16 protein-coding genes are annotated in these 18,542 nt (G+C 64.5%); 6 read left to right on the top strand and 10 right to left on the bottom strand.

Annotated elements, in window-relative coordinates; translation table 11 throughout:
• Positions 1–29: 29 nt before the first annotated feature.
• The gene (locus V6S02_RS03080) at positions 30–353 is read right to left on the bottom strand and encodes a WhiB family transcriptional regulator (protein ID WP_124294400.1); all 324 of its coding nucleotides are present in this window, start codon (positions 351–353) and stop codon (positions 30–32) included.
• Positions 354–534: 181 nt separating this feature from the next.
• Positions 535–1,689, bottom strand: coding sequence for a mannose-6-phosphate isomerase, class I (gene manA / locus V6S02_RS03075; protein WP_336399839.1), 1,155 nt, complete (start codon positions 1,687–1,689; stop codon positions 535–537).
• A 43-nt stretch (positions 1,690–1,732) separates the two neighbouring features.
• On the opposite strand from manA, the gene V6S02_RS03070 reads away from it, so the two are divergent.
• From V6S02_RS03070 to V6S02_RS03060, 3 genes are read left to right on the top strand one after another with little or no spacing between them, the layout of a single operon-like run.
• Positions 1,733–3,277: an O-antigen ligase family protein gene (locus V6S02_RS03070; protein WP_124292736.1), complete on the top strand. Its 1,545-nt coding sequence runs from the start codon at positions 1,733–1,735 to the stop codon at positions 3,275–3,277.
• Positions 3,274–4,599, top strand: coding sequence for an O-antigen ligase family protein (locus tag V6S02_RS03065; RefSeq protein WP_336399838.1), 1,326 nt, complete (start codon positions 3,274–3,276; stop codon positions 4,597–4,599). The genes V6S02_RS03070 and V6S02_RS03065 overlap by 4 nt, the downstream gene beginning before the upstream one ends.
• A 50-nt stretch (positions 4,600–4,649) precedes the next feature.
• Entirely contained in the window at positions 4,650–5,654 is a 1,005-nt protein-coding gene (locus V6S02_RS03060; protein ID WP_336399837.1) for a glycosyltransferase, read from the top strand.
• 49 nt (positions 5,655–5,703) lie between these two features.
• On the opposite strand, the gene V6S02_RS03055 is transcribed toward V6S02_RS03060, so the two are convergent.
• The 7 genes from V6S02_RS03055 to V6S02_RS03025 form a co-directional block, all read right to left on the bottom strand.
• Positions 5,704–6,441, bottom strand: coding sequence for an ABC transporter ATP-binding protein (locus V6S02_RS03055; protein WP_336399836.1), 738 nt, complete (start codon positions 6,439–6,441; stop codon positions 5,704–5,706).
• On the bottom strand, positions 6,441–7,250 hold the full coding sequence (locus V6S02_RS03050) for an ABC transporter permease (RefSeq protein WP_336399835.1): 810 nt from the start codon (positions 7,248–7,250) through the stop codon (positions 6,441–6,443). The genes V6S02_RS03055 and V6S02_RS03050 overlap by 1 nt, the downstream gene beginning before the upstream one ends.
• A 47-nt stretch (positions 7,251–7,297) precedes the next feature.
• A complete protein-coding gene (locus V6S02_RS03045) occupies positions 7,298–8,167 on the bottom strand; it encodes a hypothetical protein (protein WP_336399834.1) in 870 nt (289 codons plus the stop codon).
• 80 nt (positions 8,168–8,247) lie between these two features.
• Positions 8,248–9,120 (bottom strand): M23 family metallopeptidase, encoded by an 873-nt coding sequence (locus V6S02_RS03040; protein ID WP_336399833.1) that lies wholly within the window; start codon positions 9,118–9,120, stop codon positions 8,248–8,250.
• Positions 9,121–9,228: 108 nt separating this feature from the next.
• Positions 9,229–11,208, bottom strand: coding sequence for an acyltransferase family protein (locus tag V6S02_RS03035; protein ID WP_336399832.1), 1,980 nt, complete (start codon positions 11,206–11,208; stop codon positions 9,229–9,231).
• Positions 11,209–11,303: 95 nt separating this feature from the next.
• Positions 11,304–12,455, bottom strand: a complete 1,152-nt coding sequence (gene glf / locus V6S02_RS03030) for a UDP-galactopyranose mutase (RefSeq protein WP_336399831.1) — start codon at positions 12,453–12,455, stop codon at positions 11,304–11,306.
• Positions 12,456–12,521: 66 nt separating this feature from the next.
• Positions 12,522–13,043 carry a GtrA family protein gene (locus tag V6S02_RS03025; RefSeq protein ID WP_336399830.1) on the bottom strand — a complete coding sequence of 174 codons (522 nt, stop codon included), beginning with the start codon at positions 13,041–13,043 and terminating at the stop codon, positions 12,522–12,524.
• Between the two features lie 168 nt (positions 13,044–13,211).
• On the opposite strand from V6S02_RS03025, the gene V6S02_RS03020 reads away from it, so the two are divergent.
• From V6S02_RS03020 to V6S02_RS03010, 3 genes are all read left to right on the top strand, one after another.
• Positions 13,212–14,042: a glycosyltransferase family 2 protein gene (locus V6S02_RS03020; protein ID WP_336399829.1), complete on the top strand. Its 831-nt coding sequence runs from the start codon at positions 13,212–13,214 to the stop codon at positions 14,040–14,042.
• A gap of 236 nt (positions 14,043–14,278) precedes the next feature.
• Positions 14,279–15,292, top strand: coding sequence for a glycosyltransferase (locus tag V6S02_RS03015; RefSeq protein WP_336399828.1), 1,014 nt, complete (start codon positions 14,279–14,281; stop codon positions 15,290–15,292).
• Positions 15,249–16,205, top strand: coding sequence for an NAD-dependent epimerase/dehydratase family protein (locus tag V6S02_RS03010; RefSeq protein ID WP_336399827.1), 957 nt, complete (start codon positions 15,249–15,251; stop codon positions 16,203–16,205). Before V6S02_RS03015 ends, V6S02_RS03010 begins: the two co-directional genes overlap by 44 nt.
• Positions 16,206–16,211: 6 nt before the next feature.
• On the opposite strand, the gene V6S02_RS03005 is transcribed toward V6S02_RS03010, so the two are convergent.
• Positions 16,212–18,419: a hypothetical protein gene (locus V6S02_RS03005; RefSeq protein ID WP_336399825.1), complete on the bottom strand. Its 2,208-nt coding sequence runs from the start codon at positions 18,417–18,419 to the stop codon at positions 16,212–16,214.
• Positions 18,420–18,542 lie beyond the last annotated feature (123 nt).

Genomic DNA, 18,542 nt, shown 5'->3' with positions numbered 1-18,542 from the left:
GACGCCGCAGCATCCCCTCGTTGTCGTCGTCAGCCGGCCCGCCGCTTGAGCTTGCGGCGCTCCCGCTCGCTCAATCCGCCCCAGATGCCGAACCGCTCGTCGTTCTGCAGCGCGTACTCCAGGCATTCGGTGCGAACATCGCACGAGGAGCAGATGCGCTTGGCATCACGGGTCGAGCCGCCCTTCTCGGGGAAGAACGCCTCCGGATCGGTCTGCGAGCACAGCGCGTCGGTCTGCCAGCCGAGCTGGGTCTCTTCGTCTTCGACGACAGGGCGACGAACGCCCGGGACCCCCAGCTGAACCGGATCGACGAACCAATTGTCGGGAACGCCGGAACGGTATTGCGCCGCCATCTCGTTCTCCCACCTGTCACCCACGCCCTGCTGCGTGTACGAGTAATTACACCCGTGTAGTTCGCCGTGGTCAAGTCGCGGATCGTAAACCCTCAACCGGCGGGTGAATCTTCACGACGCGCCGTCGGCGTGTCGCGGTTCGATCACGCCGCGGATGATTCCGGCAAAGATGAGAGAAGTCTCACCGGCCGGGTTCGGCGAGGAAGACGCGACCGGTGCCGTGGAGCACGACGGCGCGCTCGTCGGGGGCGACGAGAACCGCATGACCGGGCCGGAGCGGCACCGCATCGCCGCTGCCGCCGGCGACCGTCACGTCGCCCTCGGTGGCCACGACGAGCGCGGTGCCCGACAGCGGCACCTCGACGGCGTTCCCCCGCACCTCAGCCGTGGTCAGCGCGAAGTCGGCGACCGGCACGTCGTAGCGGCCGATGCCCTCGCCGTCGGGGCGCGGCCGCACCACGCGGGCAGGCCCGGGTGCGGTGTCGACGATCGAGAGCAGTTCGTCGACGTCGATGTGCTTGGGCGTCAACCCGCCCCTCAGCACGTTGTCACTCGCGGCCATGATCTCGACGCCGAGACCCCGCACATAGGCGTGGAGCACGCCCGCATCGACGAACAGCCCCTCTCCCCGACGCAGGGTGGCGAGATTCATCAGCAGAGCTACCACGATGCCCGGGTCGCCGGGGTGATCGGCGATCAGCTGCCGGGCGTTGTCCAGTTCTGCGGCGAACTCCTCCGAGCGCGCCGCCTGCACTGCCCCGAGCAGGGCATCGAGATCATCGGAGGTCGCCCCGGAGAGCGCCCACGTCAGAGCCGCGCGCAAACCCGTCGACGGGTCGGCTGCCGCGAGCGCCGCCTCCAGCGGAGCAGCGGCATCGCCCAGCGCCATCAGCAGCCGCCGGGTGGCGGCGACGTCGCGAAGCCCCGCCATCGCGACGAACTCGTCGGAGACGGCGACGATGAGCTCGGGTTTGTGGTTGAGGTCGCGATAGGTGCGGTGCGCGGCATCCACCGGGATGCCCGCCTCGTCTTCACGCGCGAACCCCTCCTGTGCCTGCGCGATCGTCGGATGCGCCTGGATCGACAGGGCGGATGCCGCAGCGAGGAGCTTCAGCAGGTACGGAAGCCTGGCCGGGGCTCCGGCCGCACGGCCCTCCTCGGCCAGCCACTCGTCCAACGACCGCCCCCCGACGACCCGCGCCGGCGACCCCGGGTGGTCGCCGAACCACACCTCCGCCTCGGGGCGGCCCGAGGGCTCGCGTCCTTCGAGCTCGGCCAGAAGGGTGGTCGACCCCCAGGCGTAGTCACGGGGATCGTTCGCGATCGGCACCAGCATGGGTCCAGCCTAGGAGGCCCGCCGCCGGTAGCCTGAATGCACCATGGCCGTCCACACGAAGCATCCGGTCGCGGCACGCCCCGGCCCGCCCGTGCGCGAGAAGACAGGGCACCTGCTCCTGCGCGCATGGTGCATCTTCGTCCTCGCCTCGATGCTGGCCGGTGTCGCCTGGGTCCACGTGCTCGGCGACGCCGGCGCCGGAGTGCTCATGATCTCAGCCGGCGTGCTGTCGCTGACGGCCTGGGTCGCCATCCGCCCGCCGTTCCAGTGGCGGCGGCTGCCCTGGTTCGCCGTGGCGTACGTCGCCTGGGCGGCACTGTCGGTGGCGTGGTCGGCGTGGATCGGCACGACCGTCCTCACCTGGCTCCTGCTTGCGCTCACCACCCTGCAGGGCCTGTTCGTGGGGGCGATGCTGACCTGGCGCGAGATCGTCCGCGCCGTGGCCTCGGCGCTGAAGTGGGTGCTCGGGCTGTCGCTGCTGTTCGAACTCGCGGTGTCGCTCTTCGTGCAGGGGCCTCTTCTTCCCGGCTTCGTCCTCCCTGACCCGAATGTCGACTACGACCCCATCGTCTACTGGTCGCGCGACAACCTCTTCGACGGCGGACGCCTCCAGGGCCTCATGGGCAACGCCAACCTCCTCGGCCCCGTGGCCCTCCTCGGCATCATCGTCTTCGCGATCCGCTTCGCCGCTCGCGCCCCTCGCCGGGTGCTGCTCATCGGCTGGATCGCCCTGGCCGCGTTCCTGTACGTGCGGGCCGCGTCGGCCACGGCGTTCCTCGCCGGCGCGCTGGCCCTCATCGTGCTCGTCACGGTGCTGCTCATGCGCCGCACCCGCCGCCCCGGCGAACGCACGCGCTGGTACATCGCCTACGCCGTCATCGCGATCGGCGGCGCCGTGTCACTGTGGGTCTTCCGCGATGTGCTGTTCCGCGCCGTCGGACGCGAAAGCGACCTCACCGGCCGCCAGGGCATCTGGCAGGCGGTGCTCGAGCGGGCGAACGAGCGCCCCCTCGTCGGGTGGGGTTTCGCCACCCCCTGGCTGCCGTCGGAGCCGCTGTTCGACCGGTGGATCGTCGATCACGGCGAGACCGTGATGCAGGCGCACAACATGTGGCTCGACGTGTATCTCCAGCTCGGCATCATCGGCGTCGTCATCTTCGCCGCGGCTCTGCTGGCCTTCATCTGGCGGGCGTGGTTCTTCGCCGTCGACCGCCCCCGGTGGGACCTGCGCGCAGACCGGCCCTACTCCCCGCTCACGCTCCTCCCCACCCTCGTCGGGGCGATCCTCCTCGTGCAGGGGGTCGCCGAGTCCACGCCGCTGCTCATGTGGGGCTGGATGTTCCTGGTGATGCTCGGCGGCAAGATCAAGCAGGCCCCGCACGTCGGGGTGGGCCCGACAGAGCGCTCGCTCGCCATCGAACGCGGCGAGCTGATGCTCGACACCGTCCGCTCCGACAACCCCCGCCCCCGCGGGCCGGTCTCGGCGCCTGTCGGTGCGGTGCCCACCGATGCGGTGAGCGACTCCGCGGCCAGCACGCCCGCACCCGGCACCGCCGCACCGGACATCGACGCGAAACCGGCACCGTGACGGCAGCGGAGGCGGGCGCGCCCCACCGCGGGTGGGTGTCGCATCTCCTCGACTCGGCCGCGTTCGCCCGGGCCTATTCCCTCTGCGTCCTCGGCGCGGTGTTCTCCGGTTTCCTGATCGAGCGGATGACCGGGCGCGTGACGTACGTCACGGTCCTCACCGTCCTCTGCCTCCTCGGCGGCGCGATGCTCTTCGTCCGCCGCGGGGAGATCTCCCTCCTCAGGCTCGTTCCGACCACCCTCATACTCCTCGCGGGCTGGGCCTTCGTCAGCATCTTCTGGAGCTCCGACCCGGCGGGATCGTTCTGGGGGTGGCTGTCCTTCGTCGCCGTCGCGTTCCTCGCCGTCACGCTCGGCCATGTGCGCGACACCCTGCAGACCGCCCGGGCTCTCGGCGACGTCCTCCGTGTGCTGCTGACGGTGTCACTCGGTGTGGAGATCCTCAGCGGCATCCTTCTGGACACCCCGTTCCGCTTCCTCGGCATCCAGGGCAACATCGCCCAGCTCGGGCCCATCCAGGGCATCTTCGGCACCCGCAACGTGCTGGGGTTCGTCGCTGTGCTCGCCCTCATCACCTTCCTCATCGAGTACCGCACCCAGTCGGTCAGGCCCGGAACGGCGCTCTACTCCGTCATCCTCGCGGGGTCCCTGGCCGCGCTCAGCGACTCCCCCACCGTGCTCGTCCTGGCCGTCGGGGTGGGGCTTGCCACCGCCGCACTGGCACTCGTGCGCCACACCGCCCCGGCCCGCCGCGGTGCGGTGCAGGGGGCGCTCGGCGCCCTCGTCGTCATCGGCATCGGCGTCGGGTACGTCGCCCGGCAGCCGATCGTCACGTTTCTCGGCGCCGGCACGGATTTCTCCATCCGGGTCGAACTGTGGAACCGCATGGTCGACCTGATGCGCTTCCGTCCCGTGCAGGGGCAGGGATGGTACGGACCCTGGGATGTCGACGAGTGGCCCTTCAACGCGCTCAATGCCCTGACGCGCACGAACCACGCCACGGGGCTCAACGCCTACCTCGACGTGCTGCTGCAGGTCGGGTGGGTGGGACTTCTGCTGTTCCTCGCGTTCTGCACCACCGCCCTCGTGCGCGCGTGGCTCGACGCCAGCGAGCGCCGGTCGGTGATCTACGCGTGGACACCCCTGATCCTCGTGGCGTTGCTGATCGACTCGCTGTTCGAGAGCTTCACCCTCTTCGGCATCGGATGGCTCATGCTCGTCCTCTGCGCCGTGCGCGCCGGGCATTCCCGCTCCTGGCGCGAGCGCCTGGGCACCCCCGACGATGTCGGCCCGGCGCTACCGGTCTTCGACGTGCCGCGGTAGCGGAGCGTTCACCCGGTGTTCGGATGCGCCGCTGTTAGAATCCTCGCGCCATGACACTCGCCGACGCACGCCCGGAACAGACCGTGACTGAACAGTTCTCCCCGGCGACGGCGACCATCGCCATCGTGACCTTCAACCGTTCGGGGCTCCTCTCCCGGCTCCTCGAGAGCATCGAGCGGATGGACCCGAAGCCCGGCCACGTCGTGATCGTCGACAACGCTTCGACCGATGACACCGGCGACGTCGTCGAATCCTTCCGCGAGCGCCTCGGCACCCAGCTCGTGTACCGCCGGATGGACACCAACACCGGCGGATCCGGCGGCTTCAGCGAGGGGATGCGGGTCGCCTACGACCTCGGCTCGACCTGGATCTGGCTGATGGACGACGACGTCGAGGTCATCCCCGACGGCCTGGCGAAGATGGGCAAATGGGCTCCGCGATTCAAGAGCATCCAGGGCCGCCGCTACGACTACGACGGCAGCGAGTTCTATTGGCAGTACCGGATCGCCGAGCCGCTCGGCATCCCGATCCCCTTCGCTCCCGCGAGCTTCGACGCTTCCGGATTCAAGGAGATGAACTCGGGATGCTTCGAGGGGATGTTCATCCACCGCGACATCGTCACCGAGATCGGCCTTCCCGACCCCCGCTTCTTCATCTACTGGGACGACCAGGTCTACGGGTGGCTGGCATCGCGGAAGACCACCTCGGTGATCGTCGACGAGTTCGTCCTGCGGCGGACGCGCGAGATCAAGCAGTGGGACATGGGCATCCGCCACATGAACGCCTCGAGCAACGCCTACCGGTACTACATCATGCGCAACCGGGCCCACATCAAGCGCTACTACCGCTCCCTCGGCGTGTACAACCCGGCGCTCTTCGGGCTCGGCACGGCGCTCACCTTCGGCAAGGAGCTGATCCGGCTGCTCTTCGTGGAGCGGACGGTGCGCGGCACCTCGCACCTCTTCCGCGGGCTCCGCGACGGCCGCAAGATCGCGAACGACCGCTCGTGGTCGCCGATGCCGCCGCTGTCTGCACCCGCCGCCCCCGGTCGCTGAGCGAGCGCAGCACGCCGGTCGTTGAGCGAGCGTAGCGAGTCGAAACGCTTCAGCCGCCGTTGTAGTCGGCGTTGTACCGGTCGAGCACCTCGTGGATCGACGCATCCATCGACAGCCGCCCTTTGTCGAGATAGAGCCCCCGCTCACAGAAACGCCGAAGATCGCGTTCGCTGTGCGAGACGAAGAAGAGAGTCCTGCCGTCGGCCAGGAGCTCGTCGATCCGCGTGTAGCACTTCTCGCGGAACGCCTTGTCGCCGACGGCGAGCACCTCGTCGACGAGCAGGATCGGCTCTTCCAGCTGCGAGACCACGCTGAAGGCCAAGCGCACCTTCATCCCGTTGCTCAGGTGCTTGTAGGGGGTGTCGACGAAGTCGTCGAGCTCGGCGAAGTCGATGATGCCGTCGAAGCGGCGCGAGACCTCGGCCCGCGGCATCCCGTGCAGTCCAGAGGTCAGGCGCACGTTTTCGCGAACCGTCAGGTCACCGACGAAACCGCCCGTGATCTCGATCAGCGGGGCGACTCCCCCGTTGACCCGGACGGAACCCTCATCGGGAAGAAGGACTCCTGCGACGAGTTTGAGCAATGTGGACTTCCCCTGCCCGTTTCGGCCCACCACACCGATCGACTCCCCGGGCGCGACGGTGAAGCTGACGTCCCGCAGGGCCCAGAATTCGCCGGGCCGCGAACGCCGGTTCGAATCTGCGAACAAGTCCTTGAAGCTGCGTCGCCCACGGCGGTTCCGACGGAACCGGACCCCGAGATCGTCCACCTCGATCGCGTGCGTCATCACAGCTCCTTCAACACGGGCCGCTCGAGGCTGCGGAACACGAAAAGCCCCAGCGCCAGGAAGCCGACGCTCATCGTCACCCCGACGACGACCGAGAGGGTGTCCCACACCTCGGGGAAGAAGCCGACCCGGTAGAGCGTGAAGATGCCGGACAGCGGGTTGAACGCGGCGAGCTGGGGGAAGATCCCCGGCAGGTCTGAAACCGAGTAGATGATCGGCGAGGCGTAGAAGAGCACGCGGAGGATGAGCTTCGTCGTGCGCTCGAGGTCGGAGTAGAGCACGCACAGGGGCGCGACGATGAGCCCCAGTCCGACGAGGAGCATCGTCTGCAGCAGGATTCCCACAGGGAAAAGGAGAAGGCCCCAGTTCATCTCGACCGGCGTGGCGCTGGTGAACGCTGCGACGACCACGAATCCGACGAGCACCGGAAGTGAGCAGAGGAACTCGACGCCCTTGCTGAGCACGATGCGGTTGACCCAGATCGAGCGCGGGATGGCCGTCGACCGGACCAGCCGCGCGTCTTTGTTGAACGCACGGGTGAAGTCCGACACCGCCGCGTTGAACCACACCCACGGCAGCAGTGCGGTGATGAGGAAGACGATGTACGGCTCATGCCCGACGGTGCGCTGGAAGACCTGCGTGAAGACGAACCAGTAGATGAGGCTCATCACCAGCGGGTCGAGGACCGACCAGAGGTAGCCCAGGGCGCTGGTGGCGTAGCGGACCCTGAGGTCGCGCGCTGAGAGCAGCCACAGCGAGTGGAGGTAGCGGCGCGGGGACCCGGGGGCACCGACGGTCGCTGTGGTCACGGATCGATCCTAGGCGATGAGACTTTCCGCGCTGAGCCCGTCGCGCCTCACGAAAAGGGCGGTGGATCGGAGTTCGAACAGTACCAATTCTCGGGATAGGTGATGTTCGTCACCAGCGGCGGCGGAGATCCCATCGCTCTCCATTCCGGGTAGGTGAGCGCTCGGGCGGGGGCCTCACTCGTGATCTGGCCCGGAGCGTAGCGCCTGACAATCGGGCCGGAGTAGTAGATGGTCGGTGATGCGGAGCCAGCAACTTGGTACAGGAAGTCCGCGGGGGTACGGGTCAACCTTGACGGGGTGGGAGAGCCCAACGCCACCCATTGCTCATACGTCAGCCGACCACCGCGACCGGCTGCGACATCGCACATGTACGCGATGGCTCCCGAACTGTCCCACGTCATTGAAACGAAGCCGCGATTTTCACGCGAAACGAACGAAGGATACGAAGCGGCGCTCCACTGCGCGTAGCTGAGCTTCACCGTGAGCCCCGCGGCATCGGTGGCGAACAGCTCCGGTCCCGTCGACCACCTGTGCACCTCGATTCCGTCGATCCACGGGACGATCGTCGGCCCCGGACTTCCGGCCGCGACAAACTGCGAATAGTTGATGGCCTCCATCAACTCTGACTGAGCCAACTCAAACCAGGTGACGGCATAAACAGTAAGAAAGGGAGCTGCCTTGACATATTCTGTGTTCGCCTGCGAATAGGCCGGATACCCCAGCCCCGACCATTCCTCGTAGGACAATGGGTAGGCTCCCGATGAAGTCACCGACCAGATCCGCCCGTCATAGGAAGTCCTCTCGTAAGCCACGGAGTCCTCGGCGCTTGCGGGTCCGGCTGGGAAGAATACGACAAGCGATAAGGCCGCCACAAATATTCCCGCCACGCGCGCTTGCGCCAACATCCGCTTCGTCATTAAGCCCTCGCCTCGGAAGATCAATGGATTGACGGGATCATTCGGACACGCAAAAAGCCGACGCGAGGCCCGAGCCGCACCTACGGTGCATACGTGCCTCCCCCACCATTCAGGAGGAGGGAGTCGGGCACGTCTGCGGGGATGGAGAGACTGTTGGTCACGGCGCGGAACTGTGCGGGAGTGCGACAGATCACGTAGCGCGAATACACGGTCTGGAGGAACGTTACATCCGCCATCGCCGTTTCATGCCGCATGTATCGGGGACCTACTGTGTAAATGTGACCGCGATCGCTCTGCACTAGAAACGGCATATCATCGTCCTCTCCGCTAGGAATCTTTTCCGGAAACGGCGCATTCTCCACAAGCCATAGCGGGTTCCAGATGACAGGATTGGACCCGGGCTCGGAATAGATGGTGAGGTGAAGGTGCGCCGTCTCCGGGGTCTTGGGAACCACACGACCTGACCAACCCGTCGAGCCGAGCGGGAACCCCCGGGGGATGTTCTGGCCGACCGCAACCCGGGTCGACCCCGGCGTCATGTGTCCGTACGACGAATACATGCCCGACTGATGCCGTAGACGCACATACTGACCAAGGTCCCTTTCCGTATCGAGCGGATTTGAGACTTCGACGACTGTGCCTTCAGCGACGGCGTGGATGGGAGTTCCAACGCGAGGCGTGGTGAAGTAGTCGACCCCACTATGCCCGCTATACGTGTCACCCGGGTATCCGTCGACTCCTAGGTTTCGAGAGGCCCTGGAAGAGAATGGATAACCCCACGACACCGAGAGGTTGCGATGCTGTTGCTCGGTGGCGATCCGGAACGGTGGCGCCGCCGCCGCACGCGGCGTAGGAGTAAGCACGATGCCGGAGAACAGTGCGACTGCTCCCCCGACGAAAAGGCCGCGACGCGAGGTCGATGCTCCGCGAAACTCTCCGTCAGGGCCGATCACGGGTCGATGGTACGGCCAAACCATTCGATTCATCGGATTGAGCCCACGACATACCGCGCCAAGGTGAAAGACAAAGGCGAGCCCGATGCCCAGGCGTTTCGTCCCGAGTCAGTCCCCGTCTATGACGCCTGCTGAAACAAGCTCTTCCTCAAGCATCGGAGCAAGCGTTCGAGCATAGGAACCCGAGAGGTGATTATCGTCTATGTACACCGCGATGTTGCCGATGACGGGCAGACAGGTGTCGCCGGGACACAGAAAGTCTGAGAGGTCCACAAGGTGGGCATCCCCGGCTGCTCCGGCGGCCGGGTTCGTTCTCGCTAATGCGTCGGTTCTGTCCACCCGGCAATCGAGGGATTGAGGACCATTCTCGATGACGCAGGTGAACGGGTCCGTAGCGAACCGAGGATTGTCACGAAAAAGCACCACTTCTGTGCCGCTGCCTCCAAGCCTGTCGACGGTTTCGCGCAGCCCGCGCAGAACACGTTCCTCGCCTCCGGGCGCGGTCTTCGTCGCCATTCCGAAGACGAGATCCGGATTGAGTCGGTCGATGTAGCGGCCGGCGGCATCCCGCCACTGCTCGCAATCTTGGGCGCCCGGAACAGGGGGCTCATCGACGGCAAACGAACATCCGCCTCTGAGAACCGCTACGACATCCCAGTGGCGCGCTTCCGCGAGGGGAACAAGGGCGCCCATCCATTGCTGAGCATGGGAGTCTCCTACGACGACCACCTTCGCCGTGGGAGCGTCGGAAGCTGTGAGCTGGTAGCAGGTGGCACCGACCAGTGGAGAACTGGGTCGATACGGTCCTGCGCACGAGGAATCGAGAGTGACCCACTCCTCCCCAAGAGCCGTCGGGTCCGGCACCAGCGGAATCTCGGCCGTTGCGTAGGGTTCGTGCCCTAGTCGGAGCGCGGCCGCACCGACGTATCCTTCAGAGATCGCACCGGCACGCAGCCGCTCGATCGTCTGCCATGTCGCTGTCGGCAGGGCAACCGCGACGACGCACACGACGGAGATCAGGCGCTTCACCGCCGCTCGCCCGTCCGAGCTGGTGAGCCGGCGGAGCGGCCCTTCCACGCCCCGGGCGATTATGTGGGCAAGCGCGAACGACAAGGCAATGATCACGAGACCCGCGAGCGGATCGACGCTGGTTACGTCGCTGACGACCATCCAGGTGATGAGTATGGGCCAATGCACGAGATACAGGGAATAGGCATCACGCCCCAACCACCTAAGTGGTCTCGAAGACAGGAACGGGGTAGGGCCGCCTGGGGCTGGCGTTCCCCCGGCAAGGATTACAGCGGCAGTGCACCCCACCGGCCACAGCGCGAGATACCCGGGGAAGCCACCCTGAACGTCGATGACGATGCCGCAGGCTACGATGCCCGCAACGCCCACCCACCCGGCGACAGCACGCAAGACGGCCGGGGCGCGGAAGTAGGGCAGGGCGAGCGCGACAAGGGAACCAACCGCGAACTCCCACAGACGTGTTCGTGTGTCGAAGTAGGCGAACTCCTGATTCGAGGCCGTCTCGGAGATCGAGAACGCGAGCGACCCCACGAATATGACGCTGAATATCACCCAGAGCATGACATCGGCGCGCCATGAAGTGCGGCGGATCACCAACCCGACGACGAGGAAGATGAGCGGCCACAACACGAACACCTGGCCTTGAACCGAAAGCGACCAGAAATGCTGTAATGGACTCGGGATGCTGTCGGCGCGGGCGTAATAATCAACCTTTTGGAATGCCAATTCCCAGTTTTGCGCGTAGAAAAGCGATGCCCACGTCTGACGCCATATGGTCATCCAAAGCGTAGGCGGGTAAAGCAGGTAGGCGATGGCCAATACGCCGATCAACGTGACCGCAGCGGCGGGTAAAAGACGTGTTGACTTTCGCAGCCAGTAACTGCGGATACCCAGCGCATTCCCGGTGTTCACCCTGTTGAGAAAGGAAACGGTGAGAAGAAAGGCCGAGATCATCAGGAAAACATCGACGCCACCCGAGACCCGTGAGAACCAGACGTGGTAAACGACGACCAGCAAGATCGCGAGGGCCCGCAGACCGTCGATGTCCGCGCGATACACCGGCCGATGAGTTGATGCCGCCGGCGCTGAACTCCGCTCAACGCGTCGATTTCCGAGCGAAGCGTCGCCGACTGTGTGCGATGCCGTTGCAGCAGTCACAGCTGCGGGGAGGGAGCCAAGTCGTTGTTCCACATTGCAAGGGCTGAACCGATCGCCATGTGCATATCCAGGTACTGGTAGGTGCCGAGCCGACCGCCGAAGTGAACGCCGCTTTCTCCGCGGGCCAGTTGACGATACGCCAAGAGACCCGCTCGGTCGCTCGCCGTATTGACCGGGTAGTACGGCTCATCATCGGATCCCGCGAACCGCGAGAATTCCCGCATGATCACAGTGCGGTCAGCGGGGTATCGCTCTGCTCGCTCCGGGTGGAAATGCTTAAATTCGTGGATCCGGGTATAGGGAACGTCAGCGTCCGCATAATTCATCACGGACGTTCCTTGATAATCCGCGACCGGCAGGACCTCTTTTTCGAAGTCAAGTGTCCGCCACGACAGCGCTCCCTCGGCGTAATCGAAGTACCTGTCGATCGGCCCAGTGAAGACGATCGGTACTTGGCCGACGGTATCCGATTTGTTCAGCGGCTGATCTGGGTCGAAGAAATCAGTCGCCAGCCGGACCTCGATGTTGACGTGATCCGCCATCCGTTCCATCCAGGCGGTGTAACCGTCGCGGGGAAGTCCCTCCCACTTGTCATTGAAGTACCGGTTGTCGTAGGTGTATCGGACAGGTAACCGACTGATGACCTCGGCGGGGAGGTGTTTGGGGTCAGTCTGCCACTGCTTCGCGGTGTAATCGCGGATGAATGCTTCGTAGAGCGGCCGCCCGATAAGGGCGATCGCTTTTTCTTCCAGGTTCGTCGCGTCTCTCGGGTCGAATTCGCCGGAGAGGTTTTGGACCAACTCCCGCGCCTCGGCCGGAGAGTAGGCGGCTCCGAAGAACTGATTGATCGTCCCCAGATTGATCGGCAGCGGATAGACAACACCGTTGTGATTGGTGTAGACGCGGTGAACGTAACTGGTGAAGGTGGTGAACCGGTTGACGTAATCCCACACTGCTGGGTTCGAGGTGTGGAACAGATGAGCCCCGTAGCGGTGAACCTCGATCCCGGTCTCGGCGTCATCCTCGCTGTAGGCGTTACCCCCGATGTGATCTCGCCGATCAATCACTGTCACTTTGCGTCCCGCAGACGCTGCTCGCTCCGCGATCGTGAGCCCGAAAAAGCCCGAACCGACAATCAAGAGATCCATGGAGATTGCTTTCGTTTCGGCGGTCGGGGCTCCGCCGGAGGGGAGGTCAGCGGACGGCTAGACAGTCTACCCGTCGACCATTCGCGTGTCGGAACGCGCCGACTCACCGTCATCCGTCCCGTGCGGGTCCTCCTCGACTGCGACCATCCCCGCCGGCTCGGCGCCAGTCTTCCGGAACGAGAATGATCGATGGAGCACATAGGTGATGACGACCAGCACAACGGTGACGACCAGCTGGCTGACGAGCTTCTCGGTCGCACTGTCGAAGCCCAATACTTCCGCCGAGAACCAACTCAAACCGAGGTTTGCGAGGAAGGATCCGAAGGTGACCGACGTGAACTTGATGAACTCTCTGACCGGCCTCCCTGTTCCTCGGAACACGAAGCGACGTTGCAGCAGAAACGACGTAAGGTTCGAAACCAACCAACTGAAGGTGATCGCAATCGCGTAGTCCCCAGGGACTGACCACGCATGGAGTGCGAGCAGGCAGAGCGAGAAAAGCAGGTAGGAGAAGGCGGTGTTGAGTCCACCGAAAACCAGATAACGCACTTCAGGGCGTTTCGTGACCGCTGCCATCAGGTCTCGCATTGCGCCCAGACTACACCGAGCCCGACTTGGGCTCATCTTCCAGCAACCGGCCAGACCCTGTGCGTTATGGTAACGGCGGTCGCTCAGCCACAAACTCCGAGCCCCGCTGCGTCCGCCCACACGGCGCCGGAGCCGACTGATCTCCTTGCCTCGAAAGGACCCCCGACCGTGACTGCTCCCACGCTCAGCGTCGTGATCCCAGCCTTCAACAACGGCAGGACGATCGCCGAGACCATCGAATCAATCCTCGATCAGCAAGGCGTCGACTTCGAGCTCATCGTGGCTGACCACTCCTCCGGCGATGACACGCGAGACATCGCGGAAGATTACCGACACGACCCCCGTGTCACGATCCTCGAGACTCCCGGAGGGGGTGGCGCCGCGAGGAACTGGAATCGTGTCACCGCCGCGGCGACCGGCGAGTACATCAAGCTGGTTTGCGGCGACGATCTTCTCCGGCCTGGGGTGCTGGCTCGCCAGGTCGAGATCCTTCGTTCCTCAGGAGCCGTCCTAACCGCGTGTAAACGAGACATTATCGACGTCCGCGGAGGCGTGCTGAAGCGCGGGTGGGGGCTTCGCGGAATCGAGCGTTCCCTGCCCGGTTCGATAGCGGTGCGGAAGGCAGTGATCGCGGGGTCGAATCTGTTCGGCGAGCCGGCATCGGTGATGATGAGGCGCGCCCTGCTTGCAGACGTCGGGGGGTGGTTCTCCGAATTCCCCTATCTCATTGATCAAGCAACCTATAGCCGCGTCCTCCTGGAAGGTGACTTCGCGCCGGACCCGCAGATCGGCGCAACGTTTCGGATGTCAACAACGCAGTGGAGCGTGGCCCTTACCAACGATCAGGCGAGACAGGCTCGCGGCTTCCACGAATGGCTACGGAGAGATCGCCCGGATATCATCTCGCGCGCGGATCTCCTAAGAGGAAACGCAAACGCCACGATGATGGCCCACGCGCGGCGAGCGTCCTACTGGCTCTTGAAGAAGCGGATGGGATGATGGTCATCACCCGGTCCGACATCCCCGAGCTCCTACAGCGGTTGCAGCGCTCCGCGTCAGAAGCGCGTCTATCGCGGCGGCCCTGTGGCTGCGGTGTGGGTGGTCGGCGCTGACAGAATGAGAGTCATGCGAGTTGACACCCCTCCAGCAGTCAGCGGCGCATGCCTCGCTGCGACCGACGCCGAGTTCACGATAGATAGCGCGTGCGCTGCTACGCGCGCCATGGAGAGACACGAATGAACGCCTCCGCATCAATCGACTACGTCCATCGGATCAGCGTCGTCATCCCCGTGTACCAAGGAGAGAAAACCCTGCGGGGTGTAATCGCGGAGGTCGCGCCGCTCGTCGAGGGCTTTACAACGCCCGCCGGATACCTCGCGCGTATTGACGAAGTAGTCCTCGCCTATGATCGTGGCCCCGACAGATCAGACGCTGTGATCAGGGAACTTGCCGCGTCGTACGCCTGGATCAAGCCGGTGTGGCTCAGTCGCAACTTCGGGCAGCATGCGGCCACTCTCGCCGGCATCGCGAGTTCCGGCGGCGACTGGGTGGTGACAATGGACGAGGACGGTCAGCACGATCCTCGCTTCATCGCGGATCTCCTCGATGAGGCCTTGGCGCACGCGTCTGACCTTGTGTACGCAGAACCTGTCAACCGCCCACCTCATGGTTTCGTTCGCAATTCCGCGTCGAAAGTTTCAAAGCGAATGCTCGAGTCGGTCTTCGGCGGCGGCAAGGCATCCCACTTCAACAGCTTCCGCTTGATACTCGGCGAGATCGCGCGGAGCGTCGCTGCCTACGCGGGCAACGGCGTGTATCTCGACGTGGCCCTGGGGTGGGTCGCGTCGCACGTGTCGACTGCTCCCGTCACTCTGCGGGAAGAGGGCGACAGGAAGTCGGGCTACTCCTATCGCAGGCTATTCGCTCACTTCTGGCGCATGATCCTTACCTCCGGGACCCGAGGGCTACGGATGGTGACCGGCGTTGGGGTTCTCTTCTTCATCGGCGGCATCCTCTTCGCCCTCTATCTCGTCGTGGTTCGATTCGCTGTCGGCGACATACCTGAAGGTTGGACCTCGCAGATGGTGCTCACTGCTCTCGGTTTCGGCGTCATCCTCGTATCGCTCGGCGTCGTGGCCGAGTATCTTGGCGTTGCCGTGAACGCTGCCCTGGGCAAGCCCGCTTATCTGATCGTTCGGGACCCTGATGCGGGTCCTCTTGGCCGCGCCGCATCAGATGTCGACCGCTAGATGGGTCATCGGCCGAGGCCTGCTGGGCTCAGCGGTGACGAGACAAGGCGGCGATTCGGTCGAGCACCACGTCGTCGATTGGTCATCGGCTGAGAACTCGTTGCGCGACCTCCACTCTGGCCTGTCTCAGTTCGTGGACGCGACCGCGGAGCGGCTTGAGATCTACTGGTGCGCCGGCAAAGGGGTCACGTCCTCTCCTCGGGAACAACTGGACGCCGAGTTAGACGTCTTCCGACGCTTTCTCGATCTGCTGCTGGAACTCCCGCAGTCAGACCGCTCCCGGCTCGGATTTTTTCTGGCTTCCTCGGTGGGAGGCGCCTACGCCGGCTCCGAAAGGCCGCCGTTCACCGAAACCACGCCCGTTTCGCCCGCATCCGCATATGGTGCAACCAAGATCGCTATGGAGACGTCGTTGGAGTGGGCGACCCGCTCCGGCGGATGGCGATCTTTCATCGCGCGGATCACGAACCTGTATGGCCCGGGTCAGGATCTCGAAAAGGGCCAGGGACTCTTGTCGGTCATCGTTGCGAGTTACCTTACGAGACGGCCGGTGTCGATATTCGTCTCTCTGGATACGCTTCGCGACTACATCTTCGAGGACGATTGCGCCCGAGTCGTCGTCGCAGGCATGGATCGGTGCTTTACCCTTGACGCTGGATCGACGACCATCAAGATCGTAGGGGCGATGGCCGCGCAGTCGATAGGCGCAATTCTTGGAGAGAACCGTCGGCTTCGAGGAAGAGCACCGTTGGTCATTCTCGGACAAGGCAACGGGGCAGGACAGGCCTCCGATTTGCGCGTGCGTTCCAAGGTCTGGACAGATCTCGATGCACTCGTCCGGACGACCCTTCCGGAAGGTCTCGACAGTCTTTACCGGGCCCAGCTGTCAAGTCTCGGAGCAGGTAACCCCTGATCGAGGTCATGCCGGTCGCCGGTACCGTCTGCCGATGCTTCGATCCACCTTGCGATACAAGAGAGTCCAGGCGATCGCCAGTAACGCCGCAGAACTTGCCGCGATGACTTCCACGGTCCAACCGGGTGGCCGGAACGTGACCACGATCGTTTCGCCGACGTCCGACTGGTCGACCGCCAACGCGAGCAGGAATCCCCGCTCCGGTGAGTCAAGTCGCCCGCCCGTCGAACTGTAACCTGGCCACGCAAGCCGGCTGAACACGACGCTGCCCCCGGAGGTGGGTGCAGCGTCAATACGTAAAGTGACGCTGGTGTCGTCCCGGGCGATCGTCGTGACGTCGGTACCAGACGTCGCTCGGACGACGCCGCCGGCGGAATCGACCGGCGTGTCGCGACGAAGCGTCCACGTGTATTCGCCTTCCTGAATACTCCAGCCGGTGGGCACGTCGGGGATTGATCTCAGACCTGGTCCCTTGATGACGACGACGGTATTGAGTGCCATATCGTCTGCGAGAGGTTGATCGGAGTCTCGGAACAACTCGTCGAACGCCGCCGGGCACGTGGCGCCGCGAAGGTCAAGGCACAGCGCGTTGGCGAACGTCGTGAAGGGGAGGACGGTGTAGACGCTGGCGGCATCCTTTTCTGTGAGATACCAGAGGTTCGCGATGAGCGACTCCCCGTAGGATTCGGGATTTGACTGCAGCGAGTAGACATCTCCTACCGTCATGATGCCCGGGTCCATGTCCGCTGCGACGTCCCTCATGAGCGCGACCGAAGACGGGACGTTGAAGTTTCCGAGCGGGCTCGAGGGGTATCGATCAACCTGCGGCGCAAGCGCAACCAGCGAGGCGATCAAGAGGAAAGCCGGCACAGCAACCTGTCCGGCGCCGACGCTGGTCAGCCGTCGCCACCGCGTGGCGATGACGATGAGCACAATCTGAAGTGCAGTCGCGACAGCTACCCACCACCATGAATCTGGTTGCGCAGCCCATGCCAACCATCCCGAACCGGCAGTCAGCGCGACCGCCAGCCACAGCCTGCGCGAGCTCACTTCACGCGGCCACCCTCGCGAGGCGATCACAGCGAACACGATGACCACAGCAACCACAACGTACGGCATCATTCGCGCGGGGTATCGCAGCGGTCCGATGACACTGGGCCCGATGATGAAGGCCACGGTCAGAGCGAGCAGCGCCAACGGGATCGCAATCGACCGCAGAGGACGCCATCCGGCGCGGCCGACGATGACGAGGAGCGGAAGCAGCCAGGTCACGTACTGGAGCGGCACGGGAAGAAGGTCTCCCCAGTATCCGCGGACGGAGCTGACGGCCGTCACGATCGGCGAGGTCGCGAGGTCGCCGAGGTCCATGTTCAAGAATTGGTCGTTCTGTATCTCAGAGCCCGAACGCGAGGTCACGGGCGATGTCAGGATCCCGGGCAGGTAAACAAAGACTGTAAGGAGCGCGGCGAAGACGCCGAGGATGAGCACACGTAGGGCCTTGACCGGCGCCCGCCGGATCACCGAATCGACGAGCGTAGCAATGAGGAGCATTGCCAGTTCGATGACGCCGAAGATGTAGCCGAAGGTGACCAGTAGATAGGCGAAGCCAAGGAAGGGAAACGGACTGAGCCCCCTGTCGACGTGCCGCTTCAGTGCCCACCAGCTCATGGCAAACAAGGCGACATTCTGGAGCCCGGTGACCCAGGACGGCGCATCCATGAAAACCGTCTGGCCTCCGACTGTTGAGCTGAAGCCTGCCAGCGCCGCCCACCACCGAGTCGCGCCGTACTCTCGGGCTACCAGGTACACGCCGAGACACAGAACGAGCAGGAATGCGATCTTGATCGCCGTCGCGTAGGCAGTCGCCCCCGGGACAACGTGCGTTCCCAACGCAACGAGCCAGGTGAGGGGGTTCCACAGCCCCCACTGCCCCTCGGCAAGGTAGTTCCCACCCTGCCATGCGCCAGGAGACATGATTGTGAGTTCGCCGGCTAGGATCCGGGAACCCAATCCGTACCACTGCCCGAATGCGCCGAGCTGCGTGTCGTCCCAGAAGAAGAACCGAGGTTCCTTAAAAAGCCTCAGTCCGCAGTAGACGAGGACCGCAAGAGCCGCAGCTGCCGGCGCGGTGAGGGGATGCCTCCACAGAGCGACCGACCTACGATCATCGGTTGGCTCTGCGGAGCTCACGGACTCGACGAGCTGATGCTGCACGGATCGAGGCTACCAAGCGGGATTCGTCGACCGGCACGCAGAGGCGGCATCGCAAAAGTCCACGTGCTAACCTCCCTGGGGCCGTTCGAGCCGGGGACCTGTCCCAGAGCCGGTACCCGCACG

Source organism: Microbacterium sp. CCNWLW134 (assembly GCF_037083565.1).
In the GTDB taxonomy this organism is placed as follows: Bacteria; Actinomycetota; Actinomycetes; order Actinomycetales; family Microbacteriaceae; genus Microbacterium.
This window is presented reverse-complemented; position numbering and strand designations above follow the sequence as displayed.